The sequence below is a fragment of the Streptomyces sp. col6 genome (assembly GCF_008042035.1).
GTDB lineage: Bacteria > Actinomycetota > Actinomycetes > Streptomycetales > Streptomycetaceae > Streptomyces.
Genome location: NZ_RDBL01000014.1, coordinates 22,327 through 43,045, shown reverse-complemented (window position 1 = coordinate 43,045; position 20,719 = coordinate 22,327). Strand labels below are relative to the sequence as shown.

17 protein-coding genes and 1 tRNA gene are annotated in these 20,719 nt (G+C 71.3%); 6 read left to right on the top strand and 12 right to left on the bottom strand.

What is annotated here, in order from left to right:
- Nucleotides 1-95: 95 nt before the first annotated feature.
- From EAO73_RS23980 to EAO73_RS23970, 3 genes are read right to left on the bottom strand one after another with little or no spacing between them, the layout of a single operon-like run.
- A complete protein-coding gene (locus EAO73_RS23980; RefSeq protein WP_147973645.1) occupies nt 96-1,136 on the bottom strand; it encodes a S66 peptidase family protein in 1,041 nt (346 codons plus the stop codon).
- Between the two features lie 40 nt (nt 1,137-1,176).
- Nucleotides 1,177-1,572 (bottom strand): DUF4440 domain-containing protein, encoded by a 396-nt coding sequence (locus tag EAO73_RS23975; RefSeq protein WP_147973644.1) that lies wholly within the window; start codon nt 1,570-1,572, stop codon nt 1,177-1,179.
- An 11-nt stretch (nt 1,573-1,583) separates the two neighbouring features.
- Nucleotides 1,584-2,345, bottom strand: coding sequence for a class I SAM-dependent methyltransferase (locus EAO73_RS23970; protein WP_147973643.1), 762 nt, complete (start codon nt 2,343-2,345; stop codon nt 1,584-1,586).
- A gap of 189 nt (nt 2,346-2,534) precedes the next feature.
- On the opposite strand from EAO73_RS23970, the gene EAO73_RS23965 reads away from it, so the two are divergent.
- The 3 genes from EAO73_RS23965 to fusA all read left to right on the top strand — a co-directional run bounded on the left by EAO73_RS23965 (nt 2,535) and on the right by fusA (nt 6,263).
- On the top strand, nt 2,535-3,461 hold the full coding sequence (locus EAO73_RS23965) for a DUF2510 domain-containing protein (RefSeq protein ID WP_147973642.1): 927 nt from the start codon (nt 2,535-2,537) through the stop codon (nt 3,459-3,461).
- Between the two features lie 103 nt (nt 3,462-3,564).
- Nucleotides 3,565-3,879, top strand: a complete 315-nt coding sequence (locus tag EAO73_RS23960; RefSeq protein ID WP_147973641.1) for a hypothetical protein — start codon at nt 3,565-3,567, stop codon at nt 3,877-3,879.
- A 302-nt stretch (nt 3,880-4,181) separates the two neighbouring features.
- Entirely contained in the window at nt 4,182-6,263 is a 2,082-nt protein-coding gene (gene fusA / locus EAO73_RS23955; RefSeq protein WP_147973640.1) for an elongation factor G, read from the top strand.
- A 57-nt stretch (nt 6,264-6,320) separates the two neighbouring features.
- On the opposite strand, the gene EAO73_RS23950 is transcribed toward fusA, so the two are convergent.
- Complete coding sequence (locus tag EAO73_RS23950; RefSeq protein WP_147973639.1) at nt 6,321-7,766, bottom strand: glyceraldehyde-3-phosphate dehydrogenase; 1,446 nt, start codon at nt 7,764-7,766, stop codon at nt 6,321-6,323.
- Between the two features lie 81 nt (nt 7,767-7,847).
- A complete protein-coding gene (locus EAO73_RS23945; RefSeq protein WP_147973638.1) occupies nt 7,848-8,837 on the bottom strand; it encodes a Gfo/Idh/MocA family oxidoreductase in 990 nt (329 codons plus the stop codon).
- Nucleotides 8,838-9,004: 167 nt separating this feature from the next.
- On the opposite strand from EAO73_RS23945, the gene EAO73_RS23940 reads away from it, so the two are divergent.
- Together EAO73_RS23940 and EAO73_RS23935 are read left to right on the top strand one after the other, a co-directional pair.
- Entirely contained in the window at nt 9,005-9,745 is a 741-nt protein-coding gene (locus EAO73_RS23940; RefSeq protein WP_147973884.1) for a GntR family transcriptional regulator, read from the top strand.
- Between the two features lie 144 nt (nt 9,746-9,889).
- Entirely contained in the window at nt 9,890-11,617 is a 1,728-nt protein-coding gene (locus tag EAO73_RS23935; RefSeq protein ID WP_147973637.1) for an RICIN domain-containing protein, read from the top strand.
- 60 nt (nt 11,618-11,677) lie between these two features.
- Here EAO73_RS23935 and EAO73_RS23930 read toward each other — a convergent pair whose 3' ends face one another.
- The 4 genes from EAO73_RS23930 to EAO73_RS23915 all read right to left on the bottom strand — a co-directional run bounded on the left by EAO73_RS23930 (nt 11,678) and on the right by EAO73_RS23915 (nt 16,806).
- The gene (locus EAO73_RS23930) at nt 11,678-13,501 is read right to left on the bottom strand and encodes a glycoside hydrolase family 2 protein (RefSeq protein ID WP_147973636.1); all 1,824 of its coding nucleotides are present in this window, start codon (nt 13,499-13,501) and stop codon (nt 11,678-11,680) included.
- 71 nt (nt 13,502-13,572) lie between these two features.
- Nucleotides 13,573-14,472 carry a carbohydrate ABC transporter permease gene (locus EAO73_RS23925; RefSeq protein WP_147973635.1) on the bottom strand — a complete coding sequence of 300 codons (900 nt, stop codon included), beginning with the start codon at nt 14,470-14,472 and terminating at the stop codon, nt 13,573-13,575.
- A gap of 2 nt (nt 14,473-14,474) precedes the next feature.
- On the bottom strand, nt 14,475-15,410 hold the full coding sequence (locus tag EAO73_RS23920; RefSeq protein WP_147973634.1) for a carbohydrate ABC transporter permease: 936 nt from the start codon (nt 15,408-15,410) through the stop codon (nt 14,475-14,477).
- Between the two features lie 22 nt (nt 15,411-15,432).
- Entirely contained in the window at nt 15,433-16,806 is a 1,374-nt protein-coding gene (locus EAO73_RS23915; RefSeq protein ID WP_147973633.1) for an extracellular solute-binding protein, read from the bottom strand.
- A 254-nt stretch (nt 16,807-17,060) separates the two neighbouring features.
- Between EAO73_RS23915 and EAO73_RS23910 the strand changes: the two genes are divergently transcribed.
- On the top strand, nt 17,061-18,119 hold the full coding sequence (locus EAO73_RS23910; RefSeq protein WP_147973632.1) for a LacI family DNA-binding transcriptional regulator: 1,059 nt from the start codon (nt 17,061-17,063) through the stop codon (nt 18,117-18,119).
- Between the two features lie 10 nt (nt 18,120-18,129).
- Here the strand turns inward: EAO73_RS23910 and EAO73_RS23905 are convergent, their stop codons facing one another.
- The 3 genes from EAO73_RS23905 to EAO73_RS23895 form a co-directional block, all read right to left on the bottom strand.
- Nucleotides 18,130-18,732 (bottom strand): HAD family hydrolase, encoded by a 603-nt coding sequence (locus tag EAO73_RS23905; RefSeq protein WP_224756424.1) that lies wholly within the window; start codon nt 18,730-18,732, stop codon nt 18,130-18,132.
- Nucleotides 18,733-18,840: 108 nt separating this feature from the next.
- Nucleotides 18,841-20,322, bottom strand: coding sequence for a DHA2 family efflux MFS transporter permease subunit (locus EAO73_RS23900; protein ID WP_147973631.1), 1,482 nt, complete (start codon nt 20,320-20,322; stop codon nt 18,841-18,843).
- Between the two features lie 215 nt (nt 20,323-20,537).
- Nucleotides 20,538-20,611 (bottom strand) — tRNA-Pro (locus EAO73_RS23895).
- Nucleotides 20,612-20,719: the final 108 nt, after the last annotated feature.

Genomic DNA, 20,719 nt, shown 5'->3' with positions numbered 1-20,719 from the left:
CCCCGTTCGGGCGTATGCGTACATCCCGACTATGTCACACACGCCATGTGGTCGGACCACAAACGAGGAGTCCCACGACTTGGCAGGTGATCGGCTCAGTAGGTGACGGTGATACGGCGGGCCGTACCGTCCACCCGGATCCGGCCGCCGAACGGAATGATCACCTGCGGGTCCGTGTGGCCACAGTCGACGTCGAAGACGGCCATGGTGTCGGGGGCGTACTCCGCGAGGGCCCGCAGCACCGCCTCCCGCTGCTGCCGCCCGTACAGCGCACCGGCATCGGCGTCGAGCGGCTGCTCGAAGGACCAGTTCTTGGCGCGCGCCATCAGCAGGGCCGGGAAGCGCCGCAGCAGTCCCCGCTCCCCCATATTGCGCAGGATGCGGTACACCTCGTCGGCACCGGGCATCTCCTCGGAGGTCTCCAGGAACAGCACCCGGCCCTCGTACGCCTCCGGGGGCAGGATCTCCCGGTCGGCCATCAGCATCCAGGCCAGGATCTCCAGGTTGCCGCCCCAGCTCGCCCCTTCGACGGTCCGGTCGGCGTTGTGCCAGGTCCAGCCGTCGGCGGGGAGCAGCTCGGGCTCGTCGTCGAAGGTGCGCGGGTCCTCCCAGGGCCGGTTGACACTGCCGCTCTCCTTCGCCGGGCTCAGCTCGTACTCGCCGTGGATGAAGAGCGCGGCGCGCAGGGACTCGGCCGTCTGCGGGTGCAGTGCGCCGGGCCGGCCGAACTCGACCATGACCGAACCGCCGTGGTAGCCGACGATGCCGAGGTTGTCGAGGAACACCAGCAGGTTGGTGTTGTCGCTGTAGCCGAAGAACGGCTTGGGGTTGGCCCGCAGCAGGTCCCGGTCCAGGTGGGGCAGCACGGTGATCTGGTCGTCGCCGCCGATGCTGGCTATGACGGCCTTGATCTCCGGGTCGGCGAACGCCGCGTGGAGGTCGGCGGCGCGCTCCTGCGGGGTGGAGCCCATCGTCCGGGTGCCGGGGTACTCCACCGGCTCCAGTCCGAAGTCCTCGCGGAGCCTGCGCAGTCCCAGTTCGTAGGGCAGCGGGAGGATGCCGGGCAGGCCGGAGGACGGGGAGAGCACGGCGACGCGGTCGCCGGGCCGGGGTTTACGGGGGTACGAGGACGTCATCCGGTGAGGCTACGGAACGTTTCCCCGGGGCGCCCGCAAGTTATTCTCCGGCGGCTCCCACCGGGCCGGCCGGAGTGCCCTGATGGAAGTACATCCGCCACCGCCCGTCCGTCCGGCGCCACAGCGAACTGCGCCTGAACAGCTGTCCGTCGCGCACGGTGACGTACGTGAGGTGGACCAGGTCCGGAGCCAGCAGTACCCCGGACAGGTCCATGGCGAGGCCCTGGTCCGGGTCGCTCTCGTCGTCGACGGCGGAGGTGACGGCGAGGACGGAGGCCCGGTCGTAGCGGCGCCCGGACGCGCCGAATTCGGTGAACTCCGGGTCGAGCAGTTCCGTGACCGCCTCGGGCGACGCTCGCACCGCCGGGTCGAGCAGCCGCACTTCGCCCGCCATGGCGGCCCGTACGGCTCGCCCTTCCTCGTCGCTGAGTTTCATGCGGCCCGACTCTACGTCGGTGGCCCGTGGTGCCGGACCAGGACCAGCAGGTCCATCCAGCTGACGGCGGGCCGGTCCGGCTCCTGCTGCGCGGCGGTCCGCAGCCGGCGCATCCCCCGCTCGAACTCCTCGTCGTCCAGGCCACGCAGTTTGGCGTCGGTGTCCCGTCTGATCCGGTCAGCGAACTCCGCGAGGCTCGGCGCGCTCTCCTGCGGCACCGCATGCAGCGCGACACGGGTGAATCCGGCCCCGGCGAACGCGGCGCAGGTCTGTTCCACGGTCGGGTAGCCGTCGACGATGCGCTCGGCGCCGGGGAAGAAGCGCACCCGCAGGTCCCGCGCGCACCGCCCCGGGAAGGAGTTGCGGATGAGCACCGGGGCGCCGGGCTTCAGCGCCCTGCCCAACTCCCGCGCTGCGGCGGGCAGATCACCGATGTGGTGGACGACCGAGCCCAGCCAGGCCGCGTCCGCGCAGCCGTCCGGCACCGGCAGCCGCTCGGCCCGTCCGTCCAGCGCCTCGATCAGCCGGGTCCGGGGGATCAGTGCCCGCATGGCGGGGGCCGGTTCCACGGCCAGTACCCGGACACCGAACCAGTCGGCGAACGCCGAGGCGAAGGCGCCCGTGCCGGCGCCCACGTCCAGGACGGTGGCGCCGGGTGCGAGGTCCACCTCGGCGGCGACGGCGGCCCGCCATGCGGTCAGCCCGTCGCGTGGGATCTCCCGGGCGAGGCGGTAGTCCTCGGCGAAACGACGGTCGGGAGCGGTCGCTTCCATGGGCCCTCACTTCTGGCGCGATCGGGCGGACGGCGGGCCGACACGTGCGCCGCGCCTTCGTCGCCGGATGCTAGCGACCACCCCACCAGTTGTCTAGACCAGCGATGACATCAGTCGCCGCAGGCGCATCCACGAAAGTCGGGCCACCCAGTTCATAGGATTCTCAGGCAATCCGGCTACGGTGTCGGCGTGACCCAGACGAGCCCGCCCGGCTGGCATCCAGACCCCGGGTATACAGGATTTGGCCCCCGCCAGGAGCGCTGGTGGGACGGCACCCAGTGGACCGACCACCTGCGCGTACCGCCGGCGGCCGTCCGCAGCAGACGCATACGCGTCGGCGCCGGCATCACCGCCGCCGTCGTGGTGCTGGCCGCCATCGGAGGCGGTGTCTATCTGCTGGCGGACGATTCGGGCGGCAAGAGCGACACCACGGCCTCCACACCGTCCGCGCCCCCCACCCCCGGACCCGATCGGCAACGCGGCGGAAACGGTGACACCCGCGGGAACGGCGGAAACGGCGGCAGCGGGAACAACGGCGGCAGCGGCGGCGGGAGCGAGCAGCCGGAGCAGGGGCAGCCGGAGATCGAGGACGGGTACGCGACGGACCTGGCCAGCGGCATCAGCATCCCGGTCCCGGACGGCTGGAAGGGCGAGTCGGGCATGGGAGCCGGGGTGACCACCGGCACGTACGCCTGCCCCGGCGACACCGGCCAGAAGTGCGTGCGCGGCGGGGTGTTCTCCGCCCCCGCCGAGGCCCTCAAGCTCAGCACAAAGACGGCGAAGGCCACCGCCGAGAAGGACATCGGGACCAATGCCGACGAGTCCTACGGGGAGAAGATCTACGGCGGCATCACCTCGCACGAGGAACTGAAGTCCGAGGCGGTCACGGTGGCCGGACAACAGGGCTACCGGGTCCGCTGGAAGGTGGTGACCAAGAAGGGCGACGACGGCTACGTCGAGTCGCTGGCCTTCCCGTCCCCGCTCGCCAAGGACACGCTGATCGTGGTCCGCTCCGGCTTCGACATCAACGCCAAGGCCCCCGCGCTGTCCGTCCTGGACGAGATCACCAAGGGCATCAAGGCGGCGTCGGGCGGGGGCTCCGGCACCAACGCCTGAGGGTCCGGCGGGGCGCGCCGCACGGTCCGGATGAGTATCCGGGCCGTGCGGTCTGAGTACGTTCCCCGATCCCGGGCCGGGGCGCCGCCGCTGAAATGGGGTCATGGCTCCCGACCCGAAGCACCTCCGCGTGCGGCACGTCACCAGCGCCGGCACCTCTCTGGCCCTCTCTCTCGCCCCGCTCGTGATCGGCGTGCTGTTCGCGCGCACGATGGCGCTGGACCCGCACACACCGGTGAACGCCCTGATCACCCGGGGTGGCCGGGGTGTGGGTCCGTCGCCCGCCGAGTGGCGCGGCTGCGGCCGGAGCGCCCTTCGCCGGTGCCGCCGGGCCTGCCGGCCCCTGGAGGGGGTCCTGCCGGGTCCGGGACGCACCCGGCCGGAAAACCGGTTCCCCCGCGCGCCCCGCTTTCCCTAGACTCGCCCCACACCGCGCGCCGGCCCTCCGCCGGCGCGTCCGCCGTGACCGTTGAGGGGAGACCGCCGTGCGTGAGCGCACCGCCGCCGTCGTCCCCCCGTCGCGGTTCGAGGTGATCCTGGTGTCTCGCGCCGCCCGGAGCCGGCTGCGCGGCCGGCCCCGGACCCCGTGACGAACACCCGAGCCCCGCACGTTTTCTGACATCCAGTCATGTCGGGTGGGCCCGCAGGCCCGCATCCGGGCCATTTCGTCCGGGGGTATCGCGCCGTCTTCTTCCGGATCATCCCGAAAGGCCACCGGCCATGCGTACCCACCAGCACCGTTCTCCCGTCGCCGCGCTCGACACCGTCCGCAACCTGGGCATCCTCGCCCATGTCGACGCCGGCAAGACGACCGTCACCGAGCGCATCCTCTTCACCACCGGCACCACCCACAAGCGCGGTGAGGTGCACGACGGGACGACCATCACGGACTTCGACTCCCAGGAACGCGACCGGGGCATCACCATCTTCGCCGCGGCCGTCAGCTGCACCTGGGCCGGTCACCGCGTCAACCTCATCGACACCCCGGGGCACGTCGACTTCGCCGACGAGGTCGAGCGTTCGCTGCGGGTGCTCGACGGCGCCATCGCGGTGTTCGACGCGGTGGCCGGGGTGGAACCGCAGAGCGAGTCGGTGTGGCACCAGGCGGACCGGCACTCCGTTCCGCGTATCGCCTTCGTCAACAAACTCGACCGGGCGGGCGCCGACCTGGACACCGCGGTCGCCTCCATCCGCGAGCGGCTGCACACGGTCCCGCTCGTCGTCCAGCTGCCCATCGGGCGGGAGGACGCCTTCCGCGGAGTCGTCGACCTGCTGCGCATGCGCGCCCTGGTGTGGGCGGACGGCGCCGACACCTACGAGGAGGCCGAGGTGCCCGGCGAGCTGCGGCAGGAGGCGGTCCTGCGCCGTCGTCAACTGGAGGAGGCGGTGGCGGAGTTGCACCCGGTGGCGCTGGAGGAGTTCTGCGTACGCTCCGCACTCTCGGAGGAGACCCTGGCCGGGGCGCTGCGCGATCTGACGCGCACCGGCGAGGGGGTCGTGGTGCTGTGCGGTTCGGCGTACCGCAACCGGGGTGTCGAACCGTTGCTGGAGGCGGTCGTCGCGTATCTGCCCTCCCCCGCCGATGTGCCGCCGGTACGCGGGGTGCTCGACGGGGCGGAGCAGGAGCGGGCCGCCGATCCGGCGGGGCCGTTCGCCGCGCTGGCGTTCAAGGTGAACGCGACCGCGACCGGCCGGCTGACGTATCTGCGTGTGTATTCGGGAACGCTCGGGAAGGGGGAGACGGTGCTGGACGCGGGGACCCGGCGCAGCGAACGCGTCGGCCGCATCCTGCGGGTCCAGGCGGACCGGCATGTGGATGTGGACACAGCGGTGGCCGGAGACATCGTGGCGGTCATCGGCCCCAAGACCGTCCGTCCGGGCGCCACCCTGTGCGCGCCCGATGCCCCGCTGGTCCTCGAACCGCCCTCGGTGGCCGAACCGGTCGTGTCGGTGGCGGTGGAGGCGAAACGGAGCACGGACACGGAGCGGCTTATGGCGGCCCTGGTCCGGCTGGCCGAGGAGGACCCGTCGCTCGTGGTGCGTACGGACCCCGAGACCGGTCAGACCGTTCTCTCGGGCATGGGCGAACTGCATCTGGAGGTGGCCGCGGAGAAGATCCGCCGTGACCACGGTCTGGACGTACGGGTCGGCCGGCCGCAGGTCGCGCACCGGGAGACGCTGGTGCGCGGGGTGTCGGGGCTGGTCTACCGGCACGTCAAGCAGGACGGCGGGGCCGGGCAGTTCGCACATGTCGTCATCGACGTCGAACCGCTGGATGCGGGCGGGGAGGAGGAAGCGGCGGAGTTCGCGTTCCGTTCGGCGGTCGTCGGCGGCCGGGTGCCGCAGGAGTACGTCCGTGCGGTCGAGGCGGGCTGCCGGGACGCGCTGGCGGAGGGTCCGCTCGGCGGGCATCCGGTGACCGGGGTGCGGGTGACGCTGACCGACGGCGCCACCCATCCCAAGGACTCCTCGGAGATGGCGTTCCGCACAGCCGGGCGGTTCGCGCTGCGCGAGGCGCTGCGGGCGAGCGCGATGGTGCTGCTGGAGCCGGTCGTGGAAGTCACGGTCACCGTGCCCGGTGACGCCGTCGGCGGGGTGCTCGGCGATCTGGCCGCCCGGCGCGGCCGGGTCTCCGGCTCCACCACGCGGGGCGGCGCGGCGGTGGTGACGGCGACCGTGCCGCTGGCCGAGCTGTTCGGTTACGCGACGCGGCTGCGGAGCCGTACGCAGGGCCGGGGGACGTTCACCACCCGGGCCACGGGGTACGCTCCGGCGCCGGCCGTCACGGCCTCCACCGGCTGACGGACAGGTCCCGCCCGCCATCGCGGCGGGCGGGACCTGTCGTCGTCGGGGCCGGGGTCAGGCGACCGGGACCGGGAAGGTCGGGTACTCGACGCCGGAGACGTACTGCACGACCCGGATGACCTGGCACGAGTAGCCGAACTCGTTGTCGTACCAGAGGTAGAGGATCGCGTTGTCGCCGTCGACCTGGGTGGGTCCTGCGTCGACGATGGAGGCGTGGCGCGAGCCGATGAAGTCGCTCGACACCGCGTCCGGGGCGGTCGTGAAGTCGATCTGTCGCTTCAGCGGTGAGGTGAGCGACACCTCGCGGAGGTAGTCGAGGACCTCCTCGCGAGTGGCCTCGCGGCCCAGCTTCAGGCTGAGGATCGCGATCGAGACGTCCGGCACCGGGACGCGGATCGAGCTGCCCGTGATCGTCGCCTCCAGGCCGGGCAGCGCCTTCGCGACGGCGGAGGCGGCACCCGTCTCGGTGATGACCATGTTGAGCGGCGCGGAGCGGCCACGGCGGTCGGAGCCGTGGTAATTGTCCAGCAGGTTCTGGTCGTTGGTGAACGAGTGGATGGTCTCCACGTGTCCGCGCAGCACCCCGTACTCGTCGGCCATCGCCTTCAGCGGCGGCACGATCGCGTTGGTGGTGCAGGACGCGCAGGAGATGATCTGCTCGTCCGGCTTGATCATGTCGTGGTTGACGCCGTGCACGACGTTGAGGACGTCGCCCTTGCCGGGCGCGGTCAGGACGACCTTGGCGATGCCCGGCCGCAGGTGCTTCGAAAGCCCCTCGCGGTCGCGCCACTTGCCCGTGTTGTCGATGAGGATGGCGTCGTCGATGCCGTACGCGGTGTAGTCGACCGAGGTCGGGTCGTCCGAGTAGATGACCTGGATCTCGTTGCCGTTGGCGACGATCCGGTTGTTGGCCTCGTCCACGGTGATCGTGCCCTGGAACTGGCCGTGGATGGAGTCGCGGCGCAGCAGCGAGGCACGCTTGACGATGTCCTGGCCCGCGCCCTTGCGGACCACGATGGCGCGCAGCCGCAGGCCGTTGCCGGAACCCGCCTTCTCGATGAGCAGCCGGGCCAGGAGGCGGCCGATGCGGCCGAATCCGTAGAGCACGACGTCGCGCGCCTCGCGGCGCTCGATCTTGCTGTCCCCCGTGGCGCCGGCGACGGCCTCCGCGGTGAACTCGGCGGCGGTGAGTCCGCGGTCGTCGGCCTTGTGCAGGGCCGCGAGCATGCCGATGTCGATCTGCGAGGGGCCCAGGTCCAGCGTGGTGAGGGCCTGCAGGAAGGGCAGGGTCTCGGTGACCGAGAGCTCCGCGCCGTCGATCTGCCGGGCGAATCGGTGGGTCTTGAGGATGCTCACCACCGATTTGTTCACCAGCGAGCGGCTGTGCAGGAGGACGGTGACGTCCCGCTCGCGGTGCAGCTTGCCGATGATCGGAATCATCGACTCCGCGATTTCCTCGCGGTTTTTCCAGTTGGTGAACGCGTCGTCATTGACAGTCACAGGTTTATCTTTCGAGCTAGGCGGCGCTCATATGGTAACCGGACCTTCATTCGAGCACTCACCCGGTCCGGCCGTTCGCCCTCACCCCTCGACGCGGACCGGCCGTCCCGTACGCATCGAGCGGTCGGCGGCCTCGGCGATCAGCAGCGCGGCCAGGGCGTCCTCGCCCGTGCAGGGACTGGGCCGCAGCCCGGCCGCCACCCCGGTGAACGCGGCCATCTCGGCCACGTACGCATCGTGGAAGCGGCTGAGGAAACCGTCGTACGGGGCGGCGGGCGAGGGCTGCCCGCCGGTGGTGGTCCGCAGCGGGGAGCGGTCGCCGTACCCGGTGGCCAGGGTGGACCGGGAGCCGGCGACCTCCATGCGTACGTCGTAGCCGGCGCCGTTGTAGCGGGTGGCGGTGCAGCTGACCAGGGTGGAGTCGTCGAGCGTGAGGACGGTGACGGCGGTGTCCACGTCACCCGCCGCGGCGAACGCCGAGTCGCCCCGGTTGGCGCCGGTGGCGCTGACCTCGACGACCTCGCGTCCGGTGACCCATCGCACGCTGTCGAAGTCGTGCACGGCGCAGTCGCGGAAGATCCCGCCGGACAGCGGAAGGTACCCGGCCGGCGGCGGCGCGGGGTCGGCGGTGCAGGCCCGTACGGTGTGCAGCCAGCCCAGGTCACCGGCGGCGACCGCGTCGCGCAGGGCGGTGTAGCCGGCGTCGAAACGGCGCTGGAAGCCGACCTGGAGCGGCACACCCGAACCGGCGAACTCGGCGAGCAGGGCCCGCGTCCCTTCGAGGGTGGCGGCGACCGGCTTCTCGCAGAAGACGGGCACCCCGGCGACGGCCGCCGCGCGCAGGAGCGTGTCGTGGACGGCGGTGGGGGCGGCGATCACGACACCGTCCAGCCCTGAGCCGAGCAGCCCGTCCACGTCCCCCGCCCAGTCGGCACCGAGCTTCCCGGCCAGCTCGCGGGCCTGCCGCTCGGCTGCGTCGTGCAGGACGAGCCGGCCGACCGCGGGCAGGGCGGCGAGGGTGCCGGCGTGGAACGCGCCGATGCGGCCGGTTCCGATGAGTCCGATGCGCATGCGCGGGTGCCTCCGGGTCGGAAGGGGGCCGGGCGCCCCTGATCTTCGTCTTTGTATCCTCGCCGATCACAGAGGGTCAAGCATTTGTCGGGACATATAGACGTACTGAGCTTGACCCGGAGGTGCGGCATACTGAGCGCGTGGCACGACGTTCCGAGGAGCCCGACGTGGAACCGCTCACCAGGCTGATCACCATCGACCGGTCCAGCCCCGTTCCGCTGTACTTCCAGTTCGCGCAGCAGCTCCAACACCTCATCGAATCGGGGGCGTTGACGCCCGGAACCCGCCTGGAGAACGAGATCTCCCTGGCGGACCGCTTCGGGCTCTCCCGCCCGACGATGCGTCAGGCCATGCAGCATCTGGTGGACAAGGGCCTGCTGTCGCGCAAGCGCGGGGTGGGCACCCAGGTCGTCACCGACCGGATCCGGCGGATGGAGCTGACCAGCCTCCACGAGGATCTGCGACGCGAGGGGCGCCACCCGCGCACCGAGGTCCTGTCGATGCGCACCCGGCCGGCCGAGGGGCGGATCGCCTCGGCCCTGCGGCTCGAACCGGGCGCGGACACCCTGGTGTTGCGCAGGCTGCGGTACGCGGACGACGAGCCGGTGGCGCTCCTGGAGAACCATCTGCCGGCCGGGCTGCTGGATCCGGCCGAGGAGGATCTGGTCGCGCACGGCCTCTACGCCCTGCTCCGCCGGGCCGGGGTCACCCTACGCTCCGCCGAGCAGACCATCGGCGCCCGCCGGGCCACGGCGGCCGAGTCCCGCCTGCTGGCAGAGGTGCGCGGCGGCACCCTGCTCACCATGGAGCGCACCGTCCTGGGCGACGGGGGCCGTCCGGTGGAATTCGGCTCCCACCTCTACCGGGCGTCCCGGTACTCGTTCGAGATGACGCTGACGGCCTCCTGATCCGGGCCGGGCTCACCGGACACGTGCATTGAAGCGGAAGCCTGCACGCCTGTTTACATCGATGTACATGCGGCTCTACTGTTTCGCCGTCAGCAGCCCCACTCGGCCACCCCCCACGCCTCCGTGCCCCGAGGAAGGAAGCCTGTGCTCTCCTTGCGCCGACCCCCCAGACCCGCATGTCACCGCTCCCCCGCACCGTCCCGCCGCCTCGCCCGCTGGGCGGCTCGTGCCGCCGCACCGGTCCTGGCCGCGACCATCGGCCTGACCTTCACCCCGGCTTCGGCCGCGCCCGTGACACCGTCCGTGCCCTCCGCCACCGCCGCATCCGCCACCGTCGGCATCCTGGCCAACGGCACCCCGCTGGGCAGCGGGACCGGCCTCTACCCCCGGGTCATCCGGCTGGAGCACAACGGCGCCGCCAACGGCCGGGTGCTCGCGAGCGTCGTGACCTTCAACGGCAACAACGGCATCGGCGCCATCCACGAGAGCACCGACGGCGGGGCCACCTTCCGCCAGGTGGGCGGCGTGGCCGACCCGGAGTCGGCCGGCGGACAGGGCCTGTGCTGCTCCACCCTGTTCGAACTGCCGCGGCAGGTCGGCACGTTGGCGCCCGGGACCCTGCTGTGGGCCGCCTCTTCCGGTGCGGACGAGCAGAACCGGCGCATGGCCCTGCGCGTCTGGCGGAGCAACGACGTGGGCCGGACCTGGTCCTACCTTTCCACCTGCGCCACCGCGACCGGTACGGGCGGTCTCTGGGAGCCGGAGTTCTCCGTCGCCGCCGACGGGGCGCTCGTCTGCCACTACGCCGACGAGACGGACCCGGCGCACAACCAGAAGCTCGCCGCCGCCCGCAGTTACGACGGGGTCACCTGGCAGGACCGCCGCAACACGGTCGCCAGTTCCTGGGAGCCCGACCGGCCGGGCATGCCGATGGTGCGCCGGCTGCCCGACGGCTCGTACTTCATGAGCTACGAGATCTGCAATCCGGGCGGCCAGTACCAGTGCGTCGTGCACTACCGGACCTCACCGGACGGCTGGAACTGGGGCGACCCCGCCTCGCTCGGCTACCGCCCCGAGACCGTGGACGGCAAGTACTTCCGCGCCGCGCCCACCATCGCCTGGGCCCCCGCGCCGGGCGGCGGGGCGAACGGCCGGCTCCTCCTCATCGGCCAGCAGCTCCTGAACCGCGACGGCACCCCCGCCGCCGACAGCGGGCGCACGATCCTCGCCAACACGGAGAACGGCACCGGCCCCTGGTACGAGATCGAGGCGCCTGTACGCGTCGCGGCACCGACCGCCACCTACTGCCCGAACTACAGCTCCCCGCTGCTGCCCTCGGCGGACGGCCGCACCGTGCTGGAGATCGCGACGGACTGGGACGGCGGGGTCTGCCGCCCGTACGTGGCCACCGGACCGGTCACCGGCAGCGGTGACGCCGCCGGGGTCGTGGACGGAGCACGGTACCGCCTGGTGAACGCCAACAGCGGCCACTGCCTGGACGTGGCCGCCGACTCACGGGCCGCCGGCGGCAACGTACAGCAGTGGACCTGCAACGGACTCGGTCCGCAGGCATGGACGCTGCGGGCACACGGCGACGCCTTCACGCTCACCGGTGTCAACAGCGGCTTCTGCCTGGACGTGGAGAACGGCTCCGCCACACCCGGCGCCAACGTCCGGCAGTGGTACTGCAACGCGGCAGCGGCCCAGGACTGGCGCATGCAGAACGCCGGGCGCGGCTACTACCGCCTGGTGGTGAAGTCCTCCGGGCAGTGTCTGGACGTCTCCCAGGGCTCCCGGACGGCGGGGGCCAACGTCCAGCAGTGGACGTGCAACGGCCAGCAGCCGCAGCTCTGGCGGCTCGAACGCCTCTGACAACCGCCGGTGCCCGCCCCCTCCCGGCCGGGAGGGGGCGGGCACCGGCGTGTGCGGCCGTCAGCCGGCGTCCGGCCCCTCGATCGCGGCGGGCCGCAGCTGGGCCTCCCGGATGCGGGCGATGTCCAGCTTGGTGCCCCGGTCGAAGCGGTAGACGCCGTTCTGCTCCTGGAAGACATCGGTCAGCTGGGTGTAGCAGTAGCCGAACATGTCCGGGTCCTCCAGCAGCGCCCCGGTCAGACCGGCGAACCGCTCGTGGAACTCGTCCTCGGTGCGCACCCGGTCGCCGTAGCCCCAGGAGACCGTGGGGTCGTTGCCGGACTGGTCCGCCGCGGCCGCCGGGTCCCACCAGACCCCGCCGAACTCGCTGACGAAGTACGGCTGCCCCCGGTACGGCTGCGAGTACGCGGCGCCGTTCTCGTAGGCGTTGACGAACGGCTCCCCCTTGGCGAGCCCGGAGACCAGCTGCCGGAAGGCGGCCGGGTCCTGCTCGTAGGTGTGGGAGTCGTAGATGTCGGTCTCCAGCACCCGGTGGGAGTAGCCGGACGCGTCGATCACCGGGCGGGAGGTGTCCAGGGCCTTGGTGGCGAGGAACATCGCCCGGGTCACGTCGTCGAGCTGGGTGATCCGGTCGTGGAGCTTCTGATACGTCTCGTTGAGCGGGCACCAGCCGACGATCGAGGGGTGGGAGTAGTCGCGTTCCACGGCTTCGAGCCACTGGGCGACGAACGAGGCGTCGGGCCGCTGGTTGTCGCCGGAGGAGCCGCCGGTCTCGCAGCCCCAGTCGCCGAACTCGCCCCAGACCAGGTAGCCGAGCCGGTCCGCGTGATAGAGGAAGCGCTCCTCGAACACCTTCTGGTGCAGCCGGGCCCCGTTGAAGCCTGCCTCCATGGCCAGTTCGATGTCCCGGACCAGGGCCTCGTCGGTGGGGGCGGTCATCAGCCCGTCCGGGTACCAGCCCTGGTCGAGGACGAGGCGCTGGAAGCGGGGCCGGCCGTTGAGGAGGACGGCCTTGCCCCGGATGGAGACGGCGCGCAGACCCGCGTAGCTCTCGACGGTGTCGACGGGTTCGCCGTCGGGGCCGAGGAGTTCGAGGCGCAGCCCGTACAGGTGGGGGTCCTCGGGGCTCCACTCGCGGCGCCGGTCCCGCGGGACGGGCAGGTGCAGCCGGGGTGCAAGGTCGAGGTCGGCGCGGGCCTCGGCGCGGCAGATCTCGCCGGTGCCGTCGCTGAGGACGGCGCGCACGTGGTGGCCGGGGCGGTTGGCGGACAGGGGCAGTTCGAGGTGGAAGGCGCTGCCCGCCAGGTCGGGGGTGATGCGCGGGCGGCGCAGATGGGCGTCGGGGACCGGCTCGGCCCAGACGGTCTGCCAGATGCCGGTGGTGCGCGTGTAGTTGCAGTCGTGGTTGGCGTACTTCACGGCCTGCTTGCCACGGGCCTGCGGGCCGGACTTCGGGTCCCGGGCGCGGACGGTGATCTCCACCTCGCGGCCTGCCGGGGCGAGTTCGCCGAGGTCGGCGGTGAAGGGGGTGAACCCGCCCCGGTGGCGTACGACTTCGGTGCCGTCCACCCAGACGGTGGTGTCGTGGTCGACGGCGCCGAAGTGCAGCAGGACCCGGCGGCCGGCCCAGTCGGCGGGCGGGGTGAACCGCCGCCGGTACCAGACGGCCTCCAGGAAGTCGGTGTCGCCGACGCCGGACAGCTCGGACTCGGGGGCGAAGGGTACGAGGATCTCGCCGGCCAGGTCGCGGTCGAGGAGGCCCCGTTCGAGACCGCTGTCACCCTGGTCGGTCTCGAACTGCCAGGTCCCGTTGAGGTTGAGCCAGTCGCGCCGTACGAACTGCGGGCGCGGGTACTCCGAACGGGGAACGGAGGGGGTGTGCACAGGTACTCCAGGTGGATCGTGGTGGCGGCCGGCCGGGAGACCGGCGCCGGGGCAGGGACAGTCGGTGGAGGTCAGCCGCCGCCGAGGCCGGTGGTGGCCACGGAGTTGACGATGCGCCGCTGGAAGAGCAGGAACATCACGATCAGCGGGAGCGCGGCCAGCAGGGCGGACGCCATGGACTGGGCGTACTGGATGCCGTACGCGTCCTTGACGGTGGCGAGGCCCACCGGGAGCGTCATCAGGTCCGGGTCGTTGGTGACGATGAACGGCCACATGAAGTTGTTCCAGGCGCCGATGAACACGAAGATCGCGACGGCCGCGACGATCGGGCGGGACAGCGGGAGCACGATGGACGTGAAGACCCGCAGTTCGGAGGCGCCGTCGATGCGCGCGGCGTCCTCGAGTTCGCGGGGTATCCCGTCGAAGAAGCGCTTCAGGATGAACACCATCATGGGCGCGACGACCTGCGGCAGGATGACCGCCGTGTACGTGTCGACGAGGTGGAACATCGTCATCTGCTCGAAGAGCGGCACGATGAGCAGCTGCGGCGGCACCATGATCGCGGCGACGGTGATCGCGAGCAGGGTCCGGCGGCCTCGGAAGGTGCCCCGCGAGAAGCCGTAGGCGGCGAGCGTCGAGACGGCCGTGGTGAGCACGGTGACCAGGACGGAGATGAGCAGGCTGTTGAACGCCCAGGTCGGCACGTTCCCCCGGTCGAGGATCTGCCGGTAGGCAGAGAGTGTGAAGGCGCCCTTGAACGGCGAGAGCCCGGACTTCATCACGTCCTGCTCGCTCTGCAGCGAGGTGGCGACCGCCCACAGGAAGGGCAGCAGCCAGACGGCGGCCAGGACGGTCAGCGTGCTCCCGGCGAGCACCTTCGGCAGGCGTCCGTGGCCGAGCAGCAGGGGCGAGCCGGACTCCTCGCGGTGTGGCCGGCGCGGCCGGCGCACGGGGGTGGAGATGGCGGACACGGTCAGCCCTCCTGACGGAAGAAGCGGAGTTGCAGGACGGAGACGACGATGACGATGGCGAAGAAGATGTAGCTGACCGCGGAGGCGTAGCCGAGCCGGTATCCGGTGAACCCGACGTCGTAGACGTACTCCAGGATCGGGCGGGTCGAGCCGTTGGGACCGCCCTTGGTGAGGATGTAGATCTGGTCGAACACCTTCAGGGACGCCAGGACTTGGAGCATCGCGACCAGCACGGTGGTGTGGCGCAGCTGCGGCAGGGTGACGGACCACAGCCGCCGCCAGGCGCCCGCGCCGTCGAGCGCTGCGGCCTCGTCGTAGGTGACCGGCAGGGACTGCAGGGCGGCCAGGTAGAGCAGGAAGTTGAAGCCGACGGTCCACCAGACGGTGAGCGCGGCGACCGACCACATGGCCACCGACTCGTCGGAGAGCCAGCCGACGGGCTCCATGCCGAGCGAGGTCAGCAGCTGGTTGCCGAGGCCGATGTCCGGCTGGTAGAGCCACGTCCAGATGAGCGTGACCACGGTGACGGGCAGCAGGTACGGGGCGAAGTAGGCCAGCCGCCACACCCATTGCCCGGCCAGCCCGCTGTGGACGAGCAGCGCCATGGCCAGGGCGACCAGGACGAGCGGTACGCAGGAGATGACGGTGAAGAAGACGGTGTTGCCGAGGCTGCTCCAGACGTCCGGGTCCCCGAACGCCTCGGTGTAGTTGGCGAACCCGACGAACTCGGTGCCGCGCAGGCTGAGCGAGGCGTCGGTGAGGCTCATCCAGAGGCCCTGGACGACGGGCCAGACCAGGAAGAGCGCGAAGACGACCAGGAACGGCAGGACGAACAGCCCACCGCCCCGGGTCAGTGAGCGGCGGCGCCGGGGAGCGGCCGTCGTCGCGGAGGGTGGCTGCGGGGGCGCCGCTGCTCCGGCGGGCGCGGTGGTGGTCACGATGCGGCTCCTTCGGCTGTCGTCAGGCGACCGGGTTGGGCTGTCGCAGCAGGGTGTCCGCCTCACGGACCATCTGCCGTACCGCGCTCTCGGCGGAGGTATTGCCCAGCAGCGCCGACTGCAGCGGCTGGCACATGCGGTTCTGGAAGTTGCCGCCGGCTCCGGCGAACCAGTTCGGCGGGTCGAGCACGGCGATCTCGCCGGCGGCCGCGTAGGACGACTGGGGGTCGAGCTTCGCGTACTCGGGGCGGGCCTGCACCGGCAGATAGGCGGGGATGTGGCCGGCGCTCGCCCAGGTCAGGCTCTGTTTGACGATCTCGGCGATGTAGCGGTGGGCCTGGCGGCGGCGGGCCGGGTCCGGGTCGTCCTGGTGCGGCAGGACGAAGCTGTGCGAGTCGGCGTAGACGGCCGGGCGGGCGAAGACCTGCGGGAAGGGGGCGGCGCCGAGGTGCTTGATGCCGGACTTGCGGAACGTGGGCAGCTCCCACTCCCCCGCCATGATCATGCCGCCGCGACCGTCCATGAAGGCGGCCATCGCGCCGTTGTAGTCGAGGTTGTTGGGGTTGGTGCGCCCGTCGAAGAGCTGTTTCATGAAGGTGACGACCTTCACCGCGGCGTCGATGTCGATCTTCGGCGGTCCGCCGTCGGGCAGTGTGAAGGAGGCCCCGGTCTGGGCGTACAGCGCGGCGAACTGGCGCCAGCTCTGGGCGGTGTCGGTGACGTGCCCGAAGAGCACGCCGGACTTGCCGGTGATCTCGGCGAGCTTCTTGCCGGCGTCCAGGAAGGCTTCGGGCGAGCCCATCGGCGCCAGGTGGCCGGAGGAGTCCAGCAGTCCGGCCTTGTCGGCCACGTCCTTGTCGTAGAAGACGATGAAGGGGTGGACGTCCAGCGGGACCGCGTAGACCGTGCCCCGGTGCTGGGCGCGCTTCCAGACGGCGGGCGCGAAGTCCTTCTCGCTCACGCCGAATTCGGCGAGGACGTCCAGGTCGAGCGGGTCGAGCAGTCCGCCGGGGGCGTATCCGGCCAGCCGTGACAGGTGGAGCACGGCGACGTCGGAGGCCCGGCCGCCGGCCGCCGACATGGCCAGTTTCGTGTAGTACGAAGGGCCCCAGTCCAGGATCGTGCGGTCCACGTCGAAGCCGTCGGCCCCCTTCGAGACGGCCGCGATCATCTCGTCCATGAGCATGCCGTCGCCGCCCTGGAAGAGATCCCAGACCTTCAGCGCGGACGCCTCACCGGCACGGGCGGGCGAGGCGCAGCCGGTGAGCGGGCCCGCCGCCAGCAGCGCGGCCGCCCCGGCGGTGCCGTATCGCAGCAGCTCACGGCGGCCGATGCCGGGCGACGGGTCCGGGTGCCGGGCTCCGGGCAGCCCTCGGGCGGGAGGTGCGGGGTTCATCACTGACCTTTCGACGGCCGGACGACGTGCCCGGCCGACGGCAGGCGCCATCGGCACGGCAGCCGGTGGCCGCCCGTGCACATCGGGGGTGATCCGCGCCGGTCTCCCGATGCGGTGACCTGTTTTTACATCGATGTACATTGGCTGTAAAGAGCTGTGTCACGACCTGTGCCGGATGCACCGCACAATCCGCCCCCGAACGCCCGGAGGCGCCCGGCATAGACTCGGCGCGGACCGAAGGTGGGGAGTTGCGGGTGGCACGACCGAGGATCAAGGACGTCGCACGGCACGCGGGGGTGTCGGAGAAGACGGTCTCCAATGTGCTCAACGACTACGTGCACGTCTCCGACCGGACGCGGCGCGTGGTGCAGGAGGCCATCGACCACCTCGGCTACCGCATCAACCTCGCCGGCCGCCATCTGCGCAGCGGACGCAGCGGCATCATCGCCCTCGTCGTACCCGAACTCGACGTCCCGTACTTCGCGGAGCTGGCCCGGCACGTCGTCCGGGAGGCCGAGAAGCGCTCCCTGACCGTGCTGATCCACCAGTCGGGCGGCGACCGGGAACGGGAGAGGGCAGCCCTGGCCGGCTTCGGCTCGGACTTCGTGGACGGCGTCATCCTCAGCCCGCTCGCCCTCGCACCGGAGGACCTGCGCGCCCACACGGGGCCGCCGCCGACCGTCCTGCTGGGCGAGCTGCTCAACGAGGGCGCCGACCATGTGGCGATCGACAACGAACGCGCGGCCCGCGAGGCCACCGAGCACCTGCTCGCGCTGGGCCGCCGGCGCATCCTGACCGTCGGCGGCCAGGACGACGACGGCGTCGGCACGGCCCAGGCCCGCACCCGCGGCTTCCGCCTCGCCCTGGCCGGGGCGGGCGTCCCGTACGACCCGGCGTCGCTGCTGCCGGTCGAGGCGTTCCACATGGGCGACGGGGCCGACGCGGTGCGCCGGGTGCTGGCCGCGGGCGTCCGGCCGGACGCCCTCCTCTGCCTCAACGACCAGCTGGCGCTGGGTGCGCTGCGCGCGCTGCACGGGTACGGGGCACGGGTTCCCGAGGACGTGGCGGTGATCGGCTTCGACGATGTGGAGGGCGGCCGGTTCGGCGTACCGTCCCTGAGCACCGTCGCGCCGGACAAGGAGGCGGTGGCCCGGGTCGCGGTGGACCTGCTCCTGCACCGCATCGACGAGGCCACACGGCCCGAGGGGGCGGACGCCCCCTCGCCGGTGTCCCCGCAGGACCGCGTCGTGGCGCACCGGCTCGTCCTGCGCGAGTCCACGGAGGGGGCGGGCGAGCGCGACGGGGTGTGGTGAGCGGCGGGCCTCAGTCCGCGAGCAGCCGCTCCAGGGTCCGCCGGAGTGCGGCGCCGCCCTCGAAGAGTACGGCGGTCATCCCCAGCTCGCGCGCCGCCCGGACATTGGCCTCGCGGTCGTCCACGAAGAACGCCTCGCCGGCGGTGGCGCCGAGCAGGCCGAGCGCCCCCGCGAAGGCCTCCTCGGCGGGCTTGGTGGCGCCCAGCACGCACGAGAACGCCAGCACGTCGAAGCGGGCGTCCACCTCGGGCAGCCGGCCGCGCAGTCCGGCGCGCAGCAACGCGTCGTTGTCCGTGAACAGCGCCGTCGGGTGCGCCCGCACGACGTCGACCGCGGCGAGAACCTCCGGATCGGGCTCGAACGCCCCGCACCAGATGCGGCGCAGCTCCTCGGACGTACCGGTGAAGCCGAGGCAGCGCCGGATCTCCGCCTCCACGTCCTCGGCGCTCCCCTGCCCGCGGTCCCAGGCCCGGATCAGCCCGGAGGCGTAGAGCTCCGCCTCGACGCGGCGCGCGGAATGCCCACACGCGGCTGCGAGGAGTTCCAGCCGCCGCTCACGGTGGAAGCGGCAGACGACACCGCCGAGATCGAAGAGGAACACGCGTGGCTTCATGCGCGGCAACCTAGCCCATCGCACCCGGCCGGCCCCGCCCGGGAACGGCGAAGGGCCGGTCCCGGATTGCTCCGCGACCGGCCCTCGGTCACACGACCGACCCGGGGCTCAGTGGCCCATCATGGCGCTCGGGTCCGCGGCCTTGACCTTCTTGCGCGGCAGCAGCAGCGCGGGGACGAGGCACACGGCGACCAGGATCGCCGCCACCAGGAACACCGAGGCGAAGGCGTCGCCCATCTGGTCCTTGATGCCGGCGGGGGTGGTCGCGGTGATGTCCTTGATGCCGTTGGTGAGGAGCACCGAGAACAGGGCGGTACCGATCGAGGCGGCCACCTGCTGGACGATGTTCATCAGGGTCGAGCCGCGGGCCACCGTGTGCTCCCGCAGGGTGGCCAGCGCCGACGCCATGATCGGCATCATCGAGGCACCCATGCCGAGACCCATGATGGCGAGCGCGGTGATGATGTAGGCGTAGGACGTGTCGGCGGTGAGCTGGGTGAACATGCCCATACCGACCGTGATGACCGCGATGCCGGTGATGACGATCTTGCCGGGGCCGATGCGGTCGGCGAGCATACCGGCGATCGGCATGGTGATCATCGCGCCGATACCCTGCGGAGCGAGAAGCAGCCCGGCGTCGAACGCCGACTCCCCGCGCACCTGCTGGAAGTAGAGCGGGAACAGCAGGCTGGCGCCGAAGAACGCCATGGCGAACAGCGACATGGCGATCACCGAGACGCTGAGGTCGCGGTTCTGGAAGAGCCGCAGATCGATCAGCGGGTGGATGTTGGCCGGCCGCAGCGCCCAGGGGACGAATGCGACGAGCAGCACCAGGCCGATGGCCGCGGGCACCAGGACCTTGGCGGCCCAGACGGTGCCGGTCTCCGGGATGGACGAGACGCCGTACAGGAAGGTCGCCAGGCCGGGCGAGAGCAGCAGGACGCCCACCCAGTCGAACGTCTCGGACGGCTCCACGTTGTCCTTGGGGAGCACGAGCACCGCGTACACCAGGGCTATCGCGCCGATCGGCAGGTTGATCAGGAAGATCCAGTGCCAGGAGGCGTGGTCGATCAGCCAACCGCCCAGGATGGGACCGAAGATCGGACCGAGCAGCATGGGGATACCGAGAACGGCCATCACGCGGCCGACCCGCTCGGGGCCGGCGGCGCGCGTCAGGATCGTCATGCCGAGCGGCATCAGCATGCCGCCGCCCAGGCCCTGGATGACCCGGAACGCGACCAGCATCTCAAGGGAATTGGCAGCGGCACAGAGCGCGGACCCGGCCGCGAACAGCACGACCGCGAGCAGATAGAGCCGTTTTGTCCCGAACCTGTCCGCGGCCCAGCCGGTCAGCGGGATGACGCTCGCCAGGGCCAGCGTGTAGCCCGTCATCGTCCAGGCCACCTGGGCCGAGGTCGCGTCGAACGTCTTCTGGAACGTCTGGAGCCCCACCGAGACCACGGTGATGTCCAGGATGGACATGATCCCGCCGAGCACGACGACGCCGGCGACGAGGAGGACCTTGCTGTCGAGTTTGTCGCTGGGCGAACCCCCTGGAGGGCTCGCCTCGATCCGTTGCGACGTGGTCATGACTCAACCTTTCGGAGAAGAGACGGAACTGCCCCATGTCGCTTGACCGGTCGACTCATGCAACCCCCCGGCCGGCGGCGAAGCGCTCCGGCAAATGTGACGTGAGACGAATTGTGCGCCCACAGGGCGGCCCCGACTCGACCGGGGTGGGCTCATAACGGAGGGCCGGTCTCGGATTACTCCGAGACCGGCCCTCTGTCTGCGACTGTCACCAGTCGGGACGACAGGATTTGAACCTGCGACCCCTTGACCCCCAGTCAAGTGCGCTACCAAGCTGCGCCACGTCCCGATGCCCGCCTGACCTGGGGTTTCCCCGTGGCCGAACGTGCATGAGAACAATACCGCACTTCATCGGGTGGTCACGAACGCCTTTCCCCGAGGACGCGTTGCGTGTCCG

What these genes read in the sequence shown, in the direction of transcription:
- EAO73_RS23980 (WP_147973645.1), bottom strand. Translation starts at nt 1,136, where the DNA reads ATGACGTCCTCGTACCCCCGTAAACCCCGGCCCGGCGACCGCGTCGCC.
- EAO73_RS23975 (WP_147973644.1), bottom strand. Translation starts at nt 1,572, where the DNA reads ATGAAACTCAGCGACGAGGAAGGGCGAGCCGTACGGGCCGCCATGGCG.
- EAO73_RS23970 (WP_147973643.1), bottom strand. Translation starts at nt 2,345, where the DNA reads ATGGAAGCGACCGCTCCCGACCGTCGTTTCGCCGAGGACTACCGCCTC.
- EAO73_RS23960 (WP_147973641.1), top strand. Translation starts at nt 3,565, where the DNA reads ATGGCTCCCGACCCGAAGCACCTCCGCGTGCGGCACGTCACCAGCGCC.
- fusA (WP_147973640.1), top strand. Translation starts at nt 4,182, where the DNA reads ATGCGTACCCACCAGCACCGTTCTCCCGTCGCCGCGCTCGACACCGTC.
- EAO73_RS23945 (WP_147973638.1), bottom strand. Translation starts at nt 8,837, where the DNA reads ATGCGCATCGGACTCATCGGAACCGGCCGCATCGGCGCGTTCCACGCC.
- EAO73_RS23915 (WP_147973633.1), bottom strand. Translation starts at nt 16,806, where the DNA reads ATGAACCCCGCACCTCCCGCCCGAGGGCTGCCCGGAGCCCGGCACCCG.
- EAO73_RS23905 (WP_224756424.1), bottom strand. Translation starts at nt 18,732, where the DNA reads ATGAAGCCACGCGTGTTCCTCTTCGATCTCGGCGGTGTCGTCTGCCGC.
- EAO73_RS23900 (WP_147973631.1), bottom strand. Translation starts at nt 20,322, where the DNA reads ATGACCACGTCGCAACGGATCGAGGCGAGCCCTCCAGGGGGTTCGCCC.